Annotated in this window: 14 protein-coding genes and 1 pseudogene; 2 read left to right on the forward strand and 13 right to left on the reverse strand. The window is 66.6% G+C overall.

What is annotated here, in order from left to right; genetic code table 11:
* Positions 1-147: 147 nt before the first annotated feature.
* The 11 genes and pseudogenes from lpxK to ACR9ZJ_RS09300 form a co-directional block, all read right to left on the reverse strand.
* Positions 148-1,131 carry a tetraacyldisaccharide 4'-kinase gene (gene lpxK, locus ACR9ZJ_RS09250; protein WP_481287603.1) on the reverse strand — a complete coding sequence of 328 codons (984 nt, stop codon included), beginning with the start codon at positions 1,129-1,131 and terminating at the stop codon, positions 148-150.
* A gap of 4 nt (positions 1,132-1,135) precedes the next feature.
* Positions 1,136-2,911, reverse strand: a complete 1,776-nt coding sequence (gene msbA, locus ACR9ZJ_RS09255; protein WP_481280566.1) for a lipid A export permease/ATP-binding protein MsbA — start codon at positions 2,909-2,911, stop codon at positions 1,136-1,138.
* Positions 2,908-3,336 carry an ExbD/TolR family protein gene (locus ACR9ZJ_RS09260; protein WP_371022875.1) on the reverse strand — a complete coding sequence of 143 codons (429 nt, stop codon included), beginning with the start codon at positions 3,334-3,336 and terminating at the stop codon, positions 2,908-2,910. The genes msbA and ACR9ZJ_RS09260 overlap by 4 nt, the downstream gene beginning before the upstream one ends.
* A gap of 3 nt (positions 3,337-3,339) precedes the next feature.
* Complete coding sequence (locus tag ACR9ZJ_RS09265) at positions 3,340-4,002, reverse strand: MotA/TolQ/ExbB proton channel family protein (protein ID WP_481280568.1); 663 nt, start codon at positions 4,000-4,002, stop codon at positions 3,340-3,342.
* Positions 4,003-4,111: 109 nt separating this feature from the next.
* Positions 4,112-7,465 (reverse strand): GH92 family glycosyl hydrolase, encoded by a 3,354-nt coding sequence (locus ACR9ZJ_RS09270; RefSeq protein ID WP_481287604.1) that lies wholly within the window; start codon positions 7,463-7,465, stop codon positions 4,112-4,114.
* Positions 7,466-7,628: 163 nt separating this feature from the next.
* On the reverse strand, positions 7,629-8,828 hold the full coding sequence (locus ACR9ZJ_RS09275) for a glycosyltransferase family 2 protein (protein ID WP_481287605.1): 1,200 nt from the start codon (positions 8,826-8,828) through the stop codon (positions 7,629-7,631).
* Positions 8,829-9,053: 225 nt separating this feature from the next.
* The gene (locus ACR9ZJ_RS09280) at positions 9,054-11,357 is read right to left on the reverse strand and encodes a DNA internalization-related competence protein ComEC/Rec2 (protein WP_481287606.1); all 2,304 of its coding nucleotides are present in this window, start codon (positions 11,355-11,357) and stop codon (positions 9,054-9,056) included.
* Between the two features lie 170 nt (positions 11,358-11,527).
* Positions 11,528-12,118: a hypothetical protein gene (locus tag ACR9ZJ_RS09285; RefSeq protein ID WP_481280572.1), complete on the reverse strand. Its 591-nt coding sequence runs from the start codon at positions 12,116-12,118 to the stop codon at positions 11,528-11,530.
* 106 nt (positions 12,119-12,224) lie between these two features.
* On the reverse strand, positions 12,225-12,431 hold the full coding sequence (locus ACR9ZJ_RS09290) for a hypothetical protein (protein WP_481287615.1): 207 nt from the start codon (positions 12,429-12,431) through the stop codon (positions 12,225-12,227).
* Between the two features lie 321 nt (positions 12,432-12,752).
* A pseudogene (locus ACR9ZJ_RS09295) lies at positions 12,753-13,169 on the reverse strand (histone H1-like repetitive region-containing protein); the annotation flags it as partial.
* A gap of 106 nt (positions 13,170-13,275) precedes the next feature.
* The gene (locus ACR9ZJ_RS09300; protein ID WP_481280574.1) at positions 13,276-13,878 is read right to left on the reverse strand and encodes a rhomboid family intramembrane serine protease; all 603 of its coding nucleotides are present in this window, start codon (positions 13,876-13,878) and stop codon (positions 13,276-13,278) included.
* A 139-nt stretch (positions 13,879-14,017) separates the two neighbouring features.
* Between ACR9ZJ_RS09300 and ACR9ZJ_RS09305 the strand changes: the two genes are divergently transcribed.
* Positions 14,018-14,893, forward strand: a complete 876-nt coding sequence (locus ACR9ZJ_RS09305) for a PhzF family phenazine biosynthesis protein (RefSeq protein WP_481280575.1) — start codon at positions 14,018-14,020, stop codon at positions 14,891-14,893.
* A gap of 2 nt (positions 14,894-14,895) precedes the next feature.
* Positions 14,896-15,354 carry a YaiI/YqxD family protein gene (locus ACR9ZJ_RS09310; protein ID WP_481280576.1) on the forward strand — a complete coding sequence of 153 codons (459 nt, stop codon included), beginning with the start codon at positions 14,896-14,898 and terminating at the stop codon, positions 15,352-15,354.
* Between the two features lie 131 nt (positions 15,355-15,485).
* On the opposite strand, the gene ACR9ZJ_RS09315 is transcribed toward ACR9ZJ_RS09310, so the two are convergent.
* A complete protein-coding gene (locus ACR9ZJ_RS09315) occupies positions 15,486-16,322 on the reverse strand; it encodes a dimethylarginine dimethylaminohydrolase family protein (protein WP_481280577.1) in 837 nt (278 codons plus the stop codon).
* 83 nt (positions 16,323-16,405) lie between these two features.
* Positions 16,406-16,687 (reverse strand): prefoldin domain-containing protein, encoded by a 282-nt coding sequence (locus tag ACR9ZJ_RS09320; RefSeq protein WP_481280578.1) that lies wholly within the window; start codon positions 16,685-16,687, stop codon positions 16,406-16,408.
* Between the last annotated feature and the right edge of the window lie 42 nt (positions 16,688-16,729).

Below are 16,729 nucleotides of genomic sequence, written 5' to 3' on the forward strand. Positions count from 1 at the left end.
GGGGGCCGCCGACTTTGGGGGCTACCCGGGGGCTGGGGCCTTTGCCGCGCCACCCACCCTGCGCCTACATGGTGGGCTCCCACATGGGACCGAGGCGAGCACCTATCGCCGACAAGGTGGGCTCCCACAAGGGGCGGCTCCCACAACTTATGAAGCGCGGGCTTGGACCCGTTCCGCCACCGCGTCGTAGAACGATTCCGGCAGCACGGCATGCACCGGCACGCGCCACCAGTTGTCGCGCGCGAAGCCGCGGCATTTCACGGCGTCCTTGTCGGTCATCAGCACGGGGCAGCCGTCGGCGAAGATGAAATCGTCACGGGTGAAGGCGTGATGGTCGGCGAAGGGGTGGCCATGCACGGCGATGCCTTGTGCGGCGAGGCTGGCGAAGAAGCGCGTGGGATTGCCGATGCCGGCGACGGCGTGTGCCGGCCGGCCCGCGAAATCCGCGAGCGGTGCGGTCAGGGACGGCTCGCGCATGTTCACGGCGACACCTCCCTCCAGGCGCATCGCGATTTCGCCGGCCGTGGGCACGCCGCCGTTGACGACGACGAAATCCACCTCGCCAAGCCGGCTGGCAGGTTCGCGCAGCGGGCCCGCCGGAAGCAGGTGCCCGTTGCCGAGGCGGCGCTCGCCGTCGATGACGCATATCTCGACGTCGCGGCCCAGGCGGTAATGCTGCAAGCCATCGTCGGCGAGGATCAGGTCGCAGCCGGCGTCGACGAGCAGGCGCGCCGCTTCCGGCCGCTCACGCCCGATCGCCACCGGCACGCCGCTCTGGCGGATGAGGCAGGGTTCGTCGCCCACCCTTGCCGGATCGTCTTCGCCGGTAAGCAGATATGGCCCGCGCTCGCTGCCACCATAGCCGCGGCTGACGATGCCGGGCAGGAAGCCGCGCTGCTCCATCGCCTTCGCCAGCGCGACGATCAGGGGCGTCTTGCCCGTCCCGCCGACGGTGATGTTCCCGACGACGACCACGGGCACCGACAGGCGGACGACTTCGGAAGGATCGTTGCGAAAGCGCTCGACGCGACGGCGCGTCACGCTGCGATAAAGCGCCTCGAAGGGAAGCGTCCACCATGGCGGCGATCCCCCGCCATACCAACGCCGTTGCAACGACGTACCGAGGGCCACCCGGTCAGCCCGCCGTGACCTGCTCGTGGAACTGCATGCGATGCAACGCCGCGTACTGGCCGCCCTTGTCGATGAGTTCGCGATGCGTGCCCAGTTCGATGATCCGGCCCTGTTCCATCACGGCGATTTGGTCGGCGTGTTCGATGGTGGACAGGCGATGAGCGATCACCAGGGTGGTGCGGTCGCGCATCAAGCGGGTCAGGGCGTCCTGGATCAGCCGTTCGGATTCGGTATCGAGGGCGCTGGTGGCTTCGTCGAGCACGAGGATCGGCGCGTTCTTCAGGATGGCGCGCGCGATGGCGAGGCGCTGGCGCTGGCCGCCCGAAAGCGAATTGCCCCCCTGCCCGATCCGCGTGTTCAATCCTTCCGGCAGGCGCTCGATGAATTCCATCGCGTTGGCGGCCTGTGCGGCGGCGGCGATCTCCGCCTCGGTCGCGCCCGCCATTTCGCCATAGGCGATATTCGCGGCGACGGTATCGTCGAACAGCACCACGTGCTGGCCCACCCAGGCGATCTGCTTGCGCAGCGACGGGAGCTTGTACTGACGGTAGTCGCGGCCGTCGATCAGGATGCGTCCATCGGAGGGTTCATAGAAGCGCGGCAGCAGGCTGACCAGACTCGATTTGCCACTGCCCGAGCGCCCCACCAACGCCGTGACCGTGCCCGGCGCGCAGGTGAGGTCGACGCCGCGCAAGGCCACGTGGTTGTTGCGTTCGTAGACGAGCTTGACGTCCTCGAAGCGGATGTCGCCCTTCGTGCGGACCAGTTCTTCCGTGCCGGTGTCCACTTCGGCGGGCTCGTCGATGATCTCGAAGAGGTCCTCGGCGGCGGTGACGCCCTTCTGCAGGCTGGCCTGGATGCCCGCGAGGCGCTTGAGCGACGGCAACATGGCGCCCATGGCGGTGAGCACGGCCGTGAACACGCCGGGCGTGATGCTGTTGAGGACGTGCGGACGCGTACCGAGGAAGACCAGGGTCGCGAGCGCCACGGCGCCGGTGGTCTGGATCGTCGCGCTGGACATCGCGCTCGTGGACGACACCTTGAGGTTCAACCGGCGCTGCCGCTCGGCGACGTCACCGAAACGCGCCGTCTCGCGGACCTGTCCGCCATAGATGCGCACTTCGCGATTGGCGGCGACGGCTTCCTCCACCGCGCTGGTCACGGTGCCCATGTTGCCCTGGATGCGCTTGCTGATCTTTCGGTAGCGCCGGCTGATCACGGTGACGATCGCGACCACGCAGGGCACCAGCACCAGCAAGGCCATGGCCAGGTAGGGGCTGTGGTAGAGCATCACGCAGAGCATGCCGACGACCGTCAGGCCTTCGGTCACGGCGACCTTGAGCGAATCCGCCGACGCCGAGGCCACTTGCTCGCTGGTATACGTGATGCGCGAAATCTGCTGGCCCGAGGGCTCGCGCGCGAAGAAGGCGGCAGGCAGGCGCAGGTAGGCGGCGAACACGTCGACGCGGATCGCCTGCACCACGTTGCGGCCGACATAGGCGATGCCGTAGTCGGTGGCATACGACGCCACGCCACGGACGAGGAAGATGCACACGATCCAGATCGGCATCCAGAAGATCGTGTAAGGGTCCTTCTCGACGAACAGGTTGTCGATCAACGGCTTGAGCATGCCGGTGAACACCGAGAGGCAGACCGGATCGACGATCATGCCGACGATCGCGATATATCCCGCGGTGCGGAACCGCCGGGTATAGCCGAGCAGGCGCTTGTACGTGCGCCAGGTGCGGACGTCCCAGACAGAAACCTTCTGCGTACTCACTTGCCCGCCGCCGCCTCGGCCGGGGTGGTGGCGATGGAGAGCCGGGTGAAACCGAGCTGGCCCAACGCGTCCATCGCGCGCACCACGTTCTGGTGCGCCGTCATGGCGTCGGCGCGGATCACTACCAGGCGTCCGCGATCGGGGCCGGCCACGCGCTCGATGGTGGACTTCAGCGGATCGATGCCTTCGCCCATCACCTCGTCGCTACCGACCGAGTAATGGCCGTCGCGGTCGACCACGAGGGTGAGCGCGTTGTCGGTGGTCTCGCGCGCTTCGCTGTCCGCCTTGGGCAGGTTGACCTTGAGGCGCGAGTGCTCGATGAAGGTCGTGCTGAGCACGAAGAACATCAGCAAGGTGAGCAGGACGTCGATCAGCGAGATCACGTTGATCTCGAAGTCGTCCTCACGACGGGAACCGATGCGCATGGATCAGCCGGCCTGCGTGACGGCGGCTTCCGGCGCGGCGGTCCGGCGGCGCGGCGCGGCCGGACGAGGGGCCGAGAGATCGTCCAGCAGTGCCGTGGCTTCCTTTTCCATCTGCACGACATAGCCGCTCACCTTCGAGCGGAAATAACGGTGCAGCACATACGCGGGAATGGACACCACCAGGCCGAAGGCCGTGCAGATCAGGGCTTCGCCGATGCCGCCGGCCATCTTGGTCGGATCGCCGATGCCGCCCGCCATCACGTTGAGGAACATGCGAATCAGGCCGATCACGGTACCCAGCAAGCCCAGCAGCGGGCCGATCAGGGCGATGGTGCCGAGGGTGTTCAGGTAACGCTCCATGCGGTGGACCACATGGCGGCCGGTGTCCTCGATGCGTTCCTTGATCAACTCACGCGGACGGTCGCGCACGGCCAGGGCACCGGCGAACAACTCGCCCAGCGGCGAACCCTTCTCCAGGGCGGCGAGGTGGGCAGCGTCGAGCCTGGACGAACGGGCCCATTCGCGGACCTCGGCACCCAGCCCCGGCGGCAGCACGGCCGCGCGGCGGAGGGCCCAGAAGCGTTCCAGTACGATCGCCAGCGCCGCCAGCGAACAGATGAGGATCGGCAGCAATGCCCAGCCGCCAGCCAGAAGGATCTCGAGCACGTGAACCCCGGGAGTACCAAAAAGTCAGGCGGGCATCATAGCAGGGCCCGCGATCCGGACTGAGGCGGCCTTGGCAGTCCGGATCGCGAGCCCCTTCGCTATCGCGTCCTCACGGTGCCAGCAGCTCCAATTCGGCCACGCTGCCAGGACCCGCCCCGTCGAAGGCCAGCCGGTACCGGCTGTACGCCGCCGGCTGGGCCACCACGAAGGCCCGGGTCTGCCGATGCCACGGGAAACGTTCGTCGCGGCGCTCGTCCAGGGTCGTCCAGTGCTTGCCATCGGCCGAACCCTGCAAGGTCCATCGCGACGGCGCCTCGGCGGCGGCCGGCGAGGTCACCGTGTAGACCGTGACGCCCGCCGGCTTGTCCAGGCGGTAGGCGACGACCGCCTTGCCAGCCGGCAAGGCGAACTCCGTGGACGAGTCGTTATCCGCCAGCGCGGCCAGCTTCGCGTCCTTCTTGCCGTCGAGGGTGACGGCATCGGCGCGCGTCACGTCGTGCAAAGGCGCCGGCTTCGAACCTTCCGCCGTGAGCGAAGCAGGCAAGGCGTCGGCACCGGTGCCCCATGTCGAAGGCTTGGGACCCATCTCGAACTCGAGCGTCGCGCCCTTCGCGAGCAACGCATGAGGCAGGCTGAGCTTGTTCCAGGGCTGCCCATCGACCTTGAGCGACTGCACGTAGCGGTTGGTATCGCTCACGCCGGGCGCGCGGATGTCGATCTTCGCGCCGCCTTCCAGGGTGATGACCATGCGCGGGAAATGCGGCGCGCCGATCACGTACTCGGGCGTGCCCATGCGCAGGGGGTAGAAGCCCGCCGCGCCGAACAGCCACCACGCCGACATCTCGCCATTGTCCTCGTCACCCGGATAGCCCTGGCCGATCTCGCTGCCCACGTAGAGGCGCGACACCGCATCGCGCAACTTGTCCTGCGTCTTCCACGGCTGGCCGGCCTCGTCGTACATCCAGATGATGTGGTGCGACGGCTGGTTGGAATGGCCGTACTGGCCCATGCGCACGTCGCGCGCCTCGAGCATCTCGTGGATCACGTCACCGTAGTCGCCGACATCGAACGTGCCCGGCGTGGAGAAGAACTCGTCGAGCTTGGCACCGAGCGCCTCGCGGCCGCCGTAGAGCGCGGCGAGGCCGGCGCCGTCCTGCGGCGCATGGAAGGCCATGTTCCAGGCATCGGTCTCGGTGTAGTCGCCGCCCCAACGGATCGGGCTGAAATCCTTCGCATCCCAACGCCACTTGCCGGCGGGATCGCGGGCGACGAAGAAGCCGACGGCGGGATCGAACAGGTTCGCATAGCCAAGGGCGCGCGAGCGGTACCACACTGCGTCGTCCGCATAGGAGCGGTAGTCGTCGCCGGACGGCGGCGCCTTCGCCAACGCCGCGGCCAGGTTGCCGATGGCGAAATCGTTGATGTATCCGTCCATCGACCAGGACAGGCCTTCGGCGACCTTGTCGTCGGTATAGCCATTGAACAGGGAGCGCTCGATGCCTTTGCGGCCGGCGCCCTTCACATCGCTGACGCTGGAGGCGTTGCGGATCGCCGACTGGTAGAACGAGGCCACGTCGAAGTTGCGCACGCCCTTCAGCCATGCATCCGCGAAGGCGACGTCGGAACTGGTGCCGACCATCAGGTCCGCATAGCCCGGCGACGACCAGCGCGCGATCCAGCCGCCGTCGCGGTACTGCTGCACGAAGCCATCGATCATCCGGCCCGCTTCCGTCGGCGTGAACAGCACGTACGCGGGCCAGGCCGTTCGGTAGGTATCCCAGAAACCGTTGTTCACGTACGGCTGGCCATCGACGATACGCGCGCCGGTATGCGTCGGCGTGTTTTCGCCGACGGGCGCGGAAAACGGGCTCGCGTAACGCCACACGGGCTTTTCCTTGCTGCCCGTGTTCTCGTATGCCTGGTTGGGGTAGAGGAACAGCCGGTACAGGTTGGAATAGAGGATGGTGCGCTCGTCCCGCGTGGCACCCTCCACGGCGATCATGCCGAGGCGCTCGTCCCAGGCTTTGCGGGCGCGTTCGCGGACGCTGTCGAAATCGTCGCCGGCGGCGATTTCCTGGGCGAGATTGGCCTTGGCCTGGTCGATTCCGATGAGCGAGGTGGCGATGCGCATCGTCACCGTCCTGCCACCCTTACTGGCCGTGTCGAAGCCGAACCAGGCCGAGGCGGCGTCGCGCTTCTCGCCGGCCAGGCGACCGCTCTCCGTCACCGGCTTGTCGAACTCGGCGTAGAAGAACAGGCGGGTGGCCCCCGTGGAAAGGCGGCTCTTCACGTCGGACCAACCCTGGATCGTCCGGTGTTCCGGATCGAGCGTCACCGCCGCTTGTTCGTTGAGATTGTCGAATACCAGTTGCGAGCGTTTCCCCGTGAAGGTGAAACGGAACATGGCGGCATGATCGGTCGGCGTGATCTCCGTGACCACGCCGTTGTCGAAGCGAACGCGGTAGTAATCCGGATGCGCCACCTCCGCATCGTGGCCGAAGGAAAGCGCACGCGTCTCGCGCTTCAGCGGCGGTGCGCCGGAAGCCACCTGGGCGGGCATCACCTGGAAGGTCTGCCGCTCGCCCATCCACGGGCTGGGCTCGTGCGACAGGCTGAAGGCCTCGATGCGCGGACGATTGTCGTCGCCGTTGCGCTCCTGATACTGGTAGATCCAGTTCGAGCCGGCGTTCGTGGTCGGCGTCCAGAAATTGAAACCGTGCGGCATCGCCACCGCGGGGAAGTTGTTGCCGCGCGAGAAATTGGCGTTGGCGTTGGAGCCACGGCGCGTATCGACGTAATCGGTGGGATGGGAGCTGGCGACATCCTTGACCACGCCGATGCGGACATCGTCCACATAGCCTTCGAAGGCCTTGCCTGCCGGCGCATCGGCGGTCAAGGCGATCGAACGCACGCGGCGCCCCTTGGCCACCGCGCCGAGATCGACGCTCACGTAGTTCCACTGGTCCGGATAGAGCACACGCCCTTCGCCCTGCCCCTTCGCGGTGACAGGCACGCGATGCTGGTCGCGCGCGCCGGTCGTCGATAGCCGCGAACCGTCGTCGAAGACGAGATCCACGCTCACGTAGTTGGCCGGGTTCGCCAGGTCGTCCTTGTTGGAACGCGGGAACACCAACCAGGAAAGCGTCGTGCCGTCGGCGACGCGAAGATCGACGTCGAACAGCTTCGCGGTAACCGGCGATCCGGTGGAGGTACCGGCGTACCGCAGCGAATGGGTGCCGGTGAAACCGACGTTCGCCTTGGCGGTGAGCACCGCCTCGGCGGGCGGCCCTCCCACGATCCGGATATCGAGGCTGCCTTGCCGGCTGGAGGCAAGCGCGGGATTTCCTTCCTCGAACGAACTGTCGAAGCCCTGGGTAGCCGCAAGGGCTCCCACCGGTACCACCACAGACGCCGTCGCCAGGGCGAGCACCGCCCTCCCCCAACCGTGCTTCGATACCGTCACGCGTCGATCCCCTCGTTTGCGGAAGCGGCATTTAAATCGTTCTAAATTCAAAATGTCAAACGGCGGTGCAACACGACTCGGCGAGTCAACCCACCAGGTCCAACCCGCCGGAACTCTTTTAAAGCCGGGACCCGGCATGCCGCGCCGTCATTTCGATGCATGGTCATTTTGCATTGTCATGCAACCCTCTGGTCAGCCAGGTCCGATTCCCGCCCCTGACCGCGTCTACGAGTCCCATGACGCCGGGCCACCACAACCAGAGACGGAACGACCGGCCGAGGGTGGACGACACTATCGCGTCCCTCCAGTCCTGAGCACACGGATTCGCCGAGCGAGCGACATGCAGCGTCGTCACGAGCAGGTAAAGAGCCGCCTGTATCGCGAGCAGGACGATCGTTTCGAGAGGTATCCAACAGAGCGCAAGAAGATTGAATGGTGCGAATCCGAGCGTCGCATGCTTGATCACATGCCATCCAAGGAAGGGAAACATAAGGACAGCTGTCACCGGTGACGCCCGCCAAAGCTCCCCGTATGCTTCGATGTGCCCACGCGACCAACGTCGCCTTTGGCGGTTCAACTCTTCCACCGACTCGGGACAACGGGTGAGGGCTACGGCTTCCACCACATACCTGGATCCGTAACCGAACGCCAATGCTTTCCATGTCCACGCCATGTCTTCCACGGACCATCGCCCCCATCCGCCGATGTGTTCGATGACCGTCCGTCTATGCGCGGAGAAAGCGCCAGCCATCGTAGGCACGCGACGGACGTGATTCTGCACCAGCTTCGTCGCGCTGAGCGGCCCCGTATATTCCCGATATTGCATCCTCGTTATGGCGGAGGCGTGTGGGTTGCAGGGGACGAGATAGCCACATGCGACAGCACACTCGGGATCGGACCACAAACGCTCCACGAGTCTTTGCATTGCCCCATCGGATGGAATCGTGTCGCTATCGACGATCACCACCACATCCGTATCGTCGGGAAGACATACGAGTGCCTCGTCCAGCGCCTTGCCTTTGCGCCCTGTATTTCGATCGAGAACGATGGATTTCACCGCGTGTGCTCGCGCGCCACCTACCCACGAAGCGAGGCGGGATTGAATCTGGTTGGTCGAGCCGTCGTCGACGATCAGGATATCCATCCTCCCTGAATATCGTTGTGTGTCTATGGCCTCCAACGTTCCAAGGAGCCGGCCTATGTCCTCGTTGTAATGGGGAACCATCACGGTGACGTTAGGCATGCGGTCGGGCGCGGCGATGCCACGCGGCTTGGCTGGCCTGATCAACAGGCCCACCACGAGGACGACCAGCCAGGCGATGCTCACGAGCATCGGCAACAAGAGAGCCGTCACGGCGCTCATTGCCGATCCAGTCGCGCTCCTGCGCGGGAACCAGGCACACCTTCCGTGGTAGACATGACCTCCTCCTTCCATGGGTCCGCCTCCGCAGGCTAGCACCCGAACCTGGCGTCGTTGGACATGTGACCGCGCATTCCTCACGCCTTCGCGGCTCCGTTTCGGCAGCGATCGCGGAAGTCGTTGGTTTTGGAAGGCCCAATGGACCCCACGAGGAAACCCCTCGCTCACTCATTCATGCCAATAGCGATCAACGGGCCGTCGCCACTCCCTTTCCACGCGTGGAGGCGCATTCGCGGGAAAATCGATGCGTACCGCACCGCTGCGGTTCGTCACATAGACCTCGATGCCCATGCCGGCATGACGGTCGACGATCGATGGATGGGGATGCCCGAAACGGTTGCGCCAGCCCGCCGAGGCGATGGCGAGCGTGGGTCGCACCGCGCGCAACCAGGCGGTGTCGGATGAATGACGGCTTCCGTGATGAGCGATGGTGGTCACCGTCGGCAAGGGCGATGCCAGCGATGCCGCCGTCATGAGGCGTTCGGCCTTGTTACCCAGGTCGCCGGTGAGAAGGAGGCGGCCCGCCACGCCTTCCACCGCGAGTACGCATGAGCGATCGTTGCCGCTCGTCTTCCCGGCCTTCCGCGCCGGCACCTCGATGAAGCGAAACGTCACGCCGTCCCACGACCATGCCGTACCGGGCAGGCATCGCATCGCTTCGAAGCGAAGCCGCCCAGGCTCCCCGGACAAGCGCACCGCCCGCGGATAACGTCCCACGACGGATGCGGCACCGCCCGCATGGTCGCTATCGCCATGGCTTATCACGAGGGAGTCCACGGGCCCGATGCCGAGCGCCGTGACGGAAGGCAGGACGATGCCCGCCCCGGCGTCCTGGCCGCTGGCATACGCCGGCCCCGCGTCGTAGACCAGCGTATGTGAACGCGTTCTTACCAACACCGAAAGCCCCTGCCCCACGTCCAGCACCCAAGCGCGGAACGCGCCATGTGCCGGCAGGTCACGTGGCGGCAGGGCAAGGGGCAAGAACAGCAACGCGCCGTAACCTCGTAACGGCACGCCGCGGGGCGCGAACAGCCATGCCGCGCCACAGGTCGCCAGGATCATCGGCAGCGCTCCGCTTTCGGCGACGCTTACGCGTGCACCCGGCCAATCGGCCATCGTGGCGAGCAGACGCCATAGCCATGAAAGCAGCGATGCGGCAGGCACAAGGAGCACCGCGGAAAGCGCAGGCCACGCGAGCACGACGCAGCCGCAAAGAACCAGCGGCACGACGAGGAAACTGACCAGGGGCGCGGCGATGAGATTCGCCGCGAAGCCCACCAACGACGCGCTTCCGAACCACCATAGCGACATCGGCAGCAAGGCGATGCTCATGGCCGCCTGCGCCTGCAACAAGGCGCCGAGCCAACCACGCCATCCCGTCGCACGAGGCGTCACGCTCAGCATGAGAAACCCCACCCCGCCGAAAGACAGCCAGAACCCCGGGGCGAGCACGGCGAGGGGGTCGACGATCAGGACGGCGAGCAACGCGAGGGCGAGGAGCGAGGCTCCACCCGCGCGCCGTCGCCCGAGTCCAGCCAGTACGACGACGGCGATCATCAGCAGGGTCCGGACTGTCGGCAGTCCAAGTCCGGCAAGGACGCCATACGCCCCCGCGACGAAGAGGCCTGCGAACGCTTGCGCCAACTGTCGCGGCAGGGTCAGCGCGAGCCACGGCAAACAGGCGTACAGCAGGCGCGCCAACAACACGCCACCACCCGCCGCGACACCGACGTGGAATCCGGAAATCGCGATGAGGTGCGATACGCCCGTCGCCCGCGCGATGTCCCAATCCGCGGCGTCGAGGCCACGGGTATCGCCGATGGCCAGCGCCTTGAGAATGCGGGCGTCGTGGACACCGACCCGTGCATCGAGCGCCTCGCCGATGTGGTCTCGCCAGCCGTCGATACAGGCCGGGGAGGAAAGCCTCGTGTTCCCTGGCCCTGCGCGGACATAGCCGGTGGCGACGATACGCCGTTGCAACGCGCCGCGCTCCGTGTCGCCGCCACCCGGGTTGAGCGTGCCTCGCGGCCGGCGCAGGCGCACCGTAAGGCGCCATCGCTCGCAGGGCTTCGGCGGCGCCACCGCGCGGTACCAGGTGAGGCGCACGCGTCCTCGCGGTGCGTCGGCTTCGCCGCCTTTATCAGGCGCGAAGACGAACGATGTGTCGGCACCGATACGGCGCGGCAAGTCCACCACATGGCCGGTGACGGTGACATCCTCGCCATCGCGCGAGGTCGCCCAGCGCGCATCCATGGCCAGGGCGCCATGAATGGCGGCCCAGGCGGCGAACATCAGCAGGACGGCGGGGAGACGAATCCATGCGTTGCCCGCGCGCAAGGCGACGCCGAATGCGAGCACGCCTATGACGGCCGATGGTTTCCATGCCGGCAGCCACGGCAGTCCTTGCACGGAGGCGCAGCCAACGGCGGCGATCACGGCCAGCGTGACGATGGAAACGGGGGAGCGAAGCACGGCCGTGTCGCCTGCGCGGAGTCGGCCTTCAGGCTAGGGGGTCATGGGGTTCGTGCGGGCCAGCCTGGCATGTAGGGGTGGGACGTGGCGTGGGGCGAGGTTTATCGCCGACAGGGTCGGCTCCCACCGAGCCGCGTCGGATCCCACCGAGCCGCGAGCGCAGCTTTGCGTTAGTCGGTGTCGCTGCGGAAGCGGCTGCGGTCGCGGCCGGTGCCTGCCTGCCGGACGGGGGCGCTTCGCTGACCCGACGACGGAGCGGGACGATGATCGCCATCGCCGCGGTTTCCACCGCCTTGCCAGCCGCCGGGACGGTTGCCACCCTGCCAGCCACCACCACGCGGTCCACGGTCCCCGTCGTTGTCACGGGGGCGATCGCTTCCACGCCAGCCACCGGGTGGACGGTTGTTGCCTTGCCAGCCACCCGGCGGGCGGTGATCACCACCCGGATGCCCGTTCCAGTCGCCGCGCGGTGGCGGGCGGCCATGCCAGTCGCGGTCGCGCCGGTAATACCGGCGATCGTAGTCGCGGTCGTACCAGACGGTGCCGACGGTGACGCCGGAGTAGCAGCAACCGGGGCCGTAGCCGTAGTAACCGTAGCCAGGGTCATAGACGCCCGGGGAAACCACCGTCGTCGTCTCTTCGCCGTAGTACGCATCGGCGCCCGAACCGTTACGGACGTAGCCGTAATCCGGATCGTAGTAGCAACCCGCGAGTGGCAGGCAGGCCGCTAGCACGAGGATCAGCGAATGCGCTCGACGCATGGAGGTTCTCCGAAGGACGACACGACACTGCGCTCGGGCGATTGAACAGCCGCTAAAAAGAAAAGGCCGCACGAGGCGGCCCTTTCCTTTCATTCAGCTTTCACGCTCAGCCTTTGTTCTTCTGCTGATCGCCACGCTCGTGGGAGGCGTTGGCATGGCTCGCCTCGGGCGACGGAACCTTCGGCGCGGGATTGGGTTCATCACCCGGCTGGATGTTCGGCGCGCCCGCCGCGTGCTGATCGCCCGTCGGCCAGCTTGGCGGCTGGCGGTCACGTTCACGCTTCGCGTCGAGCAAGGCCTGGATGTGAGCCACCGCCTCTTCCTGGCTGATGTGCTGGACCGGTGCGTCGGTCGCTTCGGGTACCTGTGCCGCAGGGGCGGGTTTCGGACGTGGCCTGGCTGCCGGCTTCGGCGTCGCCTTTACCGGCGCGGGTGCGGGTGCCTTGCGCGCCGGCGTCTTGCGGCTGGCCGTCCTGGGCGCGGCGGACTTGCTGACCGCCGTCTTCCGGGTCGCGGTCTTCGCCGCGCCGCTACGTGCCGGCGACTTCCGGACCGACGTCTTCGTGCCGGTTTTCTTGGCCGCCTTGCTCGTCGCGGACTTGCGCGCCGGCGCCTTCGCCGCAGCCTTCTTCACGGCGGTCTTGCGCGCGGGCGACTTCCGGGTGGCGGCCTTCCGCGTCGAGGTTTTCTTCGCGGCCTTTCTGGCGGCGACCTTGCGCGCCGGTGCCTTCTTCGCCGCCGACTTGCGTGCCGATGTCTTCTTCGCCGGTGCCTTCTTCGCGGAAGCCTTCTTCGCGGAAGCTTTCTTTACGGAGGCCTTCTTTACGGAGGCCTTCTTCGCTACCGGGCGTGCGGTTTTGCGGGCGGTCTTCTTCACGGCGGCGCGGACGCCTGTCTTCTTCGCGGCGGTCTTACGGGTAGCCGCCTTTTTCGTAGCCGTCTTCTTGGCCGCGGACTTCTTCGCGGCGGACTTTCGGGTCGTAGCCATGCGTTCATTCCTCCTGCGGTAGTAGCCGACGCGAACCGCCCCACCGGGGAAACCCGCGTGCATGCCGGACGACGTCGTTGCGATCAGGTTTTCGTTCCGGTCGGTCGCATGATGTAACAGCCGTCGTCCGAAGTCACATGAATCTGTCGGGAAAATTCAGGTTCGCGCATCACAACCTCGGTTGCGTCAGCGACGCGACGAAGCTGAGCAACGCCGCCGGCTTCAACGCCACGGTGAAGATCACGCCGTACAGCGCGCCCCACAGGTGCGCGCTATGGTTCACGTTGTCGCCGCCGCGCTTGTCCATGTAGATCGAATACGCGACGAACAACACGCCGTAGAGGATCGCCGGCATCGGTACGACGATGAGATAGATCCTCGACCAGGGAGCCAGCAGGATGAAGGCGAAGAGGATGGCCGAGACGGCGCCCGAGGCGCCCAGGCTGCGATACGCCGCGTTCTGCCGGTTCGCCATGTACGAGGGCAGGATCGAGAAGACCAGGGCGCCGATATAGAAGGTGAGGAAACCCAGCGGGCCCATCGCGGCGGTGAAGAACTGTTCCATGATGCGTCCCGCGAAATACAGCGAGATCATGTTGAAGAACAGGTGGCCGCCGTCCGCGTGCACCAGGCCATAGGTGACGAGCCGGTAGTACTCGCGGCTGCGGCTGAGGGCCGGCGGCCAGAGGATGAGGTCGTCCAGCAGGCGCTGGTTGCGGAAAGCGACGATCGAGACCACACAGGTCGCGAGGATGATGAGCAGCGTGATCATGCCTTGAAACAGCGTCCTTACGCATCGAGCCAGCGCGCATCTTGGCGGTATCCCGCGCGGATGTCGAATGCCGGCGCGCCTCCCGTTCGGGCTTTGGACGGCTATCATGACGGCTCCCCCGTTTCCCCGGCCCCACCGAATGCCTTACATCCGTTACAAGCAGCTCGATGTCTTCGCCGCCCGTCACGGCGGTGGCAACCCGCTCGGCGTCGTGATCGACGCGGAAGGCTGGTCGGACGGCCGCATGCAACGCTTCGCCCACTGGACGAACCTGGTCGAGACCACCTTCCTGATGCCGGCGCGCGCGGAAGGTGCCGGCTACCGAGCCCGGATCTTCACCCCGACCAAGGAAATCCCCTTCGCCGGCCACCCCACCATCGGCAGCGCGCACGCCGCGCTCGATGCGGGACTGGTCGCGCCCGATGCCGCCGGCATCATCTGGCAGGAGTGCGGTGCCGGCGTCCTGCCCATCCGCGTGGAGGGCCATGGCCAGCAACGCGAACTCTTCGTGCAGTCGCCGAAGGCGCGCATCGTCGGCGACGCCGCGTGCGGCGGCGAGACCTTGTCGGCCGTGCTCTACGGCGTGAAGCCCGGCGCCCTTCCCCCGGCCTGTGTCGAAGGCGGCCGCCGCTGGTGGGTGGCCGAATTCGCAGACGAAGCCGAACTGCGTGGCTGGCGCCCCGACCATGCCGCCATCCGCGCACTGGCCCTGGCCACCGATACGCTGGGCCTCTGCGTCTTCGCCCGCTCGGCCGATGGCCTGGCCGTGCGCGCCTTTCCCGCGGGCGTGGGCATCGTCGAGGATCCGGCCTCCGGCGCGGCGAACGGCCTGATCGCCGCCTACGTGGCCGCGCGCGACACGACCGGTTCGCTCGCCAAGGGCTATGTCGTGAGCCAGGGCCGCGAGGTGGGGCACGACGCGCGCATCATCATCCGCATCGACGGCGACGCCGTGTGGGTCGGCGGGCGCACCAACACCATCATCGACGGCCACGTGGACTGGCAGGACCTCTGACCATGCGTATCTGGGTCGACGCCGACGCTTGCCCGAACGTCATCAAGGACATTCTGTTCCGTGCCGCCGAACGCGAGCAGGTCGAGGTGACGCTGGTGGCGAACCAGTGGATCCGGACGCCTGCCTCGCGTTTCGTCCGCTCGATCCAGGTGCCGGGCGGATTCGACGTCGCCGACGACGAGATCGTGCGCCGTGTCGAGCCGGGCGACCTCGTGGTCACCCAGGACATCCCGCTGGCGTCCTTCGCCATCGAGAAAGGCGCGCTGGCGTTGCATCCGCGCGGCGAGATGTTCACCCGGGACACCATCGCCGCGCGGCTGTCGATGCGCAATTTCATGGAGGAACTGCGCGGCGCCGGTGTCGACACCGGCGGCCCCGCCGTGATGCATCAGCGCGATCGCCAGGCCTTCGCCAACGAGCTGGATAAGTGGTTGGCGCGCCGCCGGACGGCACTTCGCTAGAACGTGTGGGAGCCGCTTCAGCGGCGATGGGGGCTTGCCTCACCCTGGCCCGCTGCCGCGGGATCGCCGACAAGTCGGCTCCCACCGAGCCCCGCTTCCACCAAGCAGCGCGCGGACACCCGGGTGGGGCATCAAGCCCCCGTCACCTCATCCAGCTTCAAGGTCAGGCACTTCGCCGCCCCACCGGACTTCATGAACTCGTCCAGGGCCACCTCGATCACCATGAAGCCCGCGCCCTCCAACCGGGAGCGCAGATCGGCGCTGGCACGGTTGAGGATCACCACGCGGCCGAGGTTCACCGCGTTGCAGGCGAAATCGAGCGCGTCATGCTCGTTGACCGCGATCCGCTGGCCAGGCGGCACGTGTTGCTCGATCAAGGCCAGCGCCGCCGCGTCGAACGCCGCGGGGAAGTACAGCGTGTAGCCATCGGCCAGTGGGCAAAAGCAGGTATCGAGGTGATAGAAGCGCGGATCGGCGAGCTTCAGTGGCAGCACCTCGACATCGAGCAGGCGTGCCAGCGCGGGTGCGGCCGCGACATCCGAGCGATGGCCGTGGCCCATCCAGAGGCGACGGGCGACGCCGCGGTCGAACAAGGCGTCGCCGGCACCCTCGAAGAACACGTTCTCCGGCAGTTCCACGATGTCGAAGCCGTGGCGTTCGAACCAGGCGCGGTCGTGGGCTTCCTCACCCTGGCGTTCCGCATAACGGAAACGGCTGGGTACGAAGGTGTTGCCGAAGACCAGGCCGGCATTGGCGGTGAACGTCATGTCCGGCCACCCCTCCGCCGGCGGTTGCTGGACCACGTCGGCGTGGCGGGAGACCGTGTCGCGGAGGGCGTCCCACTGGCGCTGGGAGCGCTCCCGGGTGGTGTCGTGGACGTGGCCGGTCATCCATGGATTGATGACATAGCTGACCTCGAAGAACGTGGGGGCGCACATCAGTATCCGGGGGACGGTGCGCTCGATCATCGGGGACATCGTTTCTGCCATGGACGGTGCACGCCTGTATGGGGGAACGAGCCCCCATCATGGCAGAAACGCGCGCCGGCTCGTCAGTGCAGCCTGGCGCAGATGCTGGTGACCGTATCCGCGGAAAAATGCAGTTCTTTCAAGGCCTCTTCGAGCGATTCGAGCGAATTCGCCTCGCTTTCCACTTGCTCGCCCACGCTGCTCGGGGAGACATGCACGAAGGTCTTGCCGTCCTGGTAGGCGATCCCTTCGTCGTGGACGTTCTGCTTGGTAAGCACCTTGTAGGTTCCGTCGCCCGATTCTCTCACCGTGATCGAGCGGCCTTCGTGCTGGCCCTCGTACACCGTCTTCCAGGTTGCCGACATGACATCCATCCGTAAGCCGCACAATAGCGTGCGGGACCGATT

It is taken from the genome of Luteibacter sp. KNZ12-1A (assembly GCF_056755675.1).

What these genes read in the sequence shown, in the direction of transcription:
- ACR9ZJ_RS09300 (WP_481280574.1), bottom strand. Translation starts at nt 13,878, where the DNA reads ATGATCACGCTGCTCATCATCCTCGCGACCTGTGTGGTCTCGATCGTC.
- ACR9ZJ_RS09310 (WP_481280576.1), top strand. Translation starts at nt 14,896, where the DNA reads ATGCGTATCTGGGTCGACGCCGACGCTTGCCCGAACGTCATCAAGGAC.
- ACR9ZJ_RS09260 (WP_371022875.1), bottom strand. Translation starts at nt 3,336, where the DNA reads ATGCGCATCGGTTCCCGTCGTGAGGACGACTTCGAGATCAACGTGATC.
- ACR9ZJ_RS09305 (WP_481280575.1), top strand. Translation starts at nt 14,018, where the DNA reads ATGCCTTACATCCGTTACAAGCAGCTCGATGTCTTCGCCGCCCGTCAC.
- ACR9ZJ_RS09275 (WP_481287605.1), bottom strand. Translation starts at nt 8,828, where the DNA reads ATGAGCGCCGTGACGGCTCTCTTGTTGCCGATGCTCGTGAGCATCGCC.
- ACR9ZJ_RS09320 (WP_481280578.1), bottom strand. Translation starts at nt 16,687, where the DNA reads ATGTCGGCAACCTGGAAGACGGTGTACGAGGGCCAGCACGAAGGCCGC.
- ACR9ZJ_RS09315 (WP_481280577.1), bottom strand. Translation starts at nt 16,322, where the DNA reads ATGATCGAGCGCACCGTCCCCCGGATACTGATGTGCGCCCCCACGTTC.
- ACR9ZJ_RS09285 (WP_481280572.1), bottom strand. Translation starts at nt 12,118, where the DNA reads ATGCGTCGAGCGCATTCGCTGATCCTCGTGCTAGCGGCCTGCCTGCCA.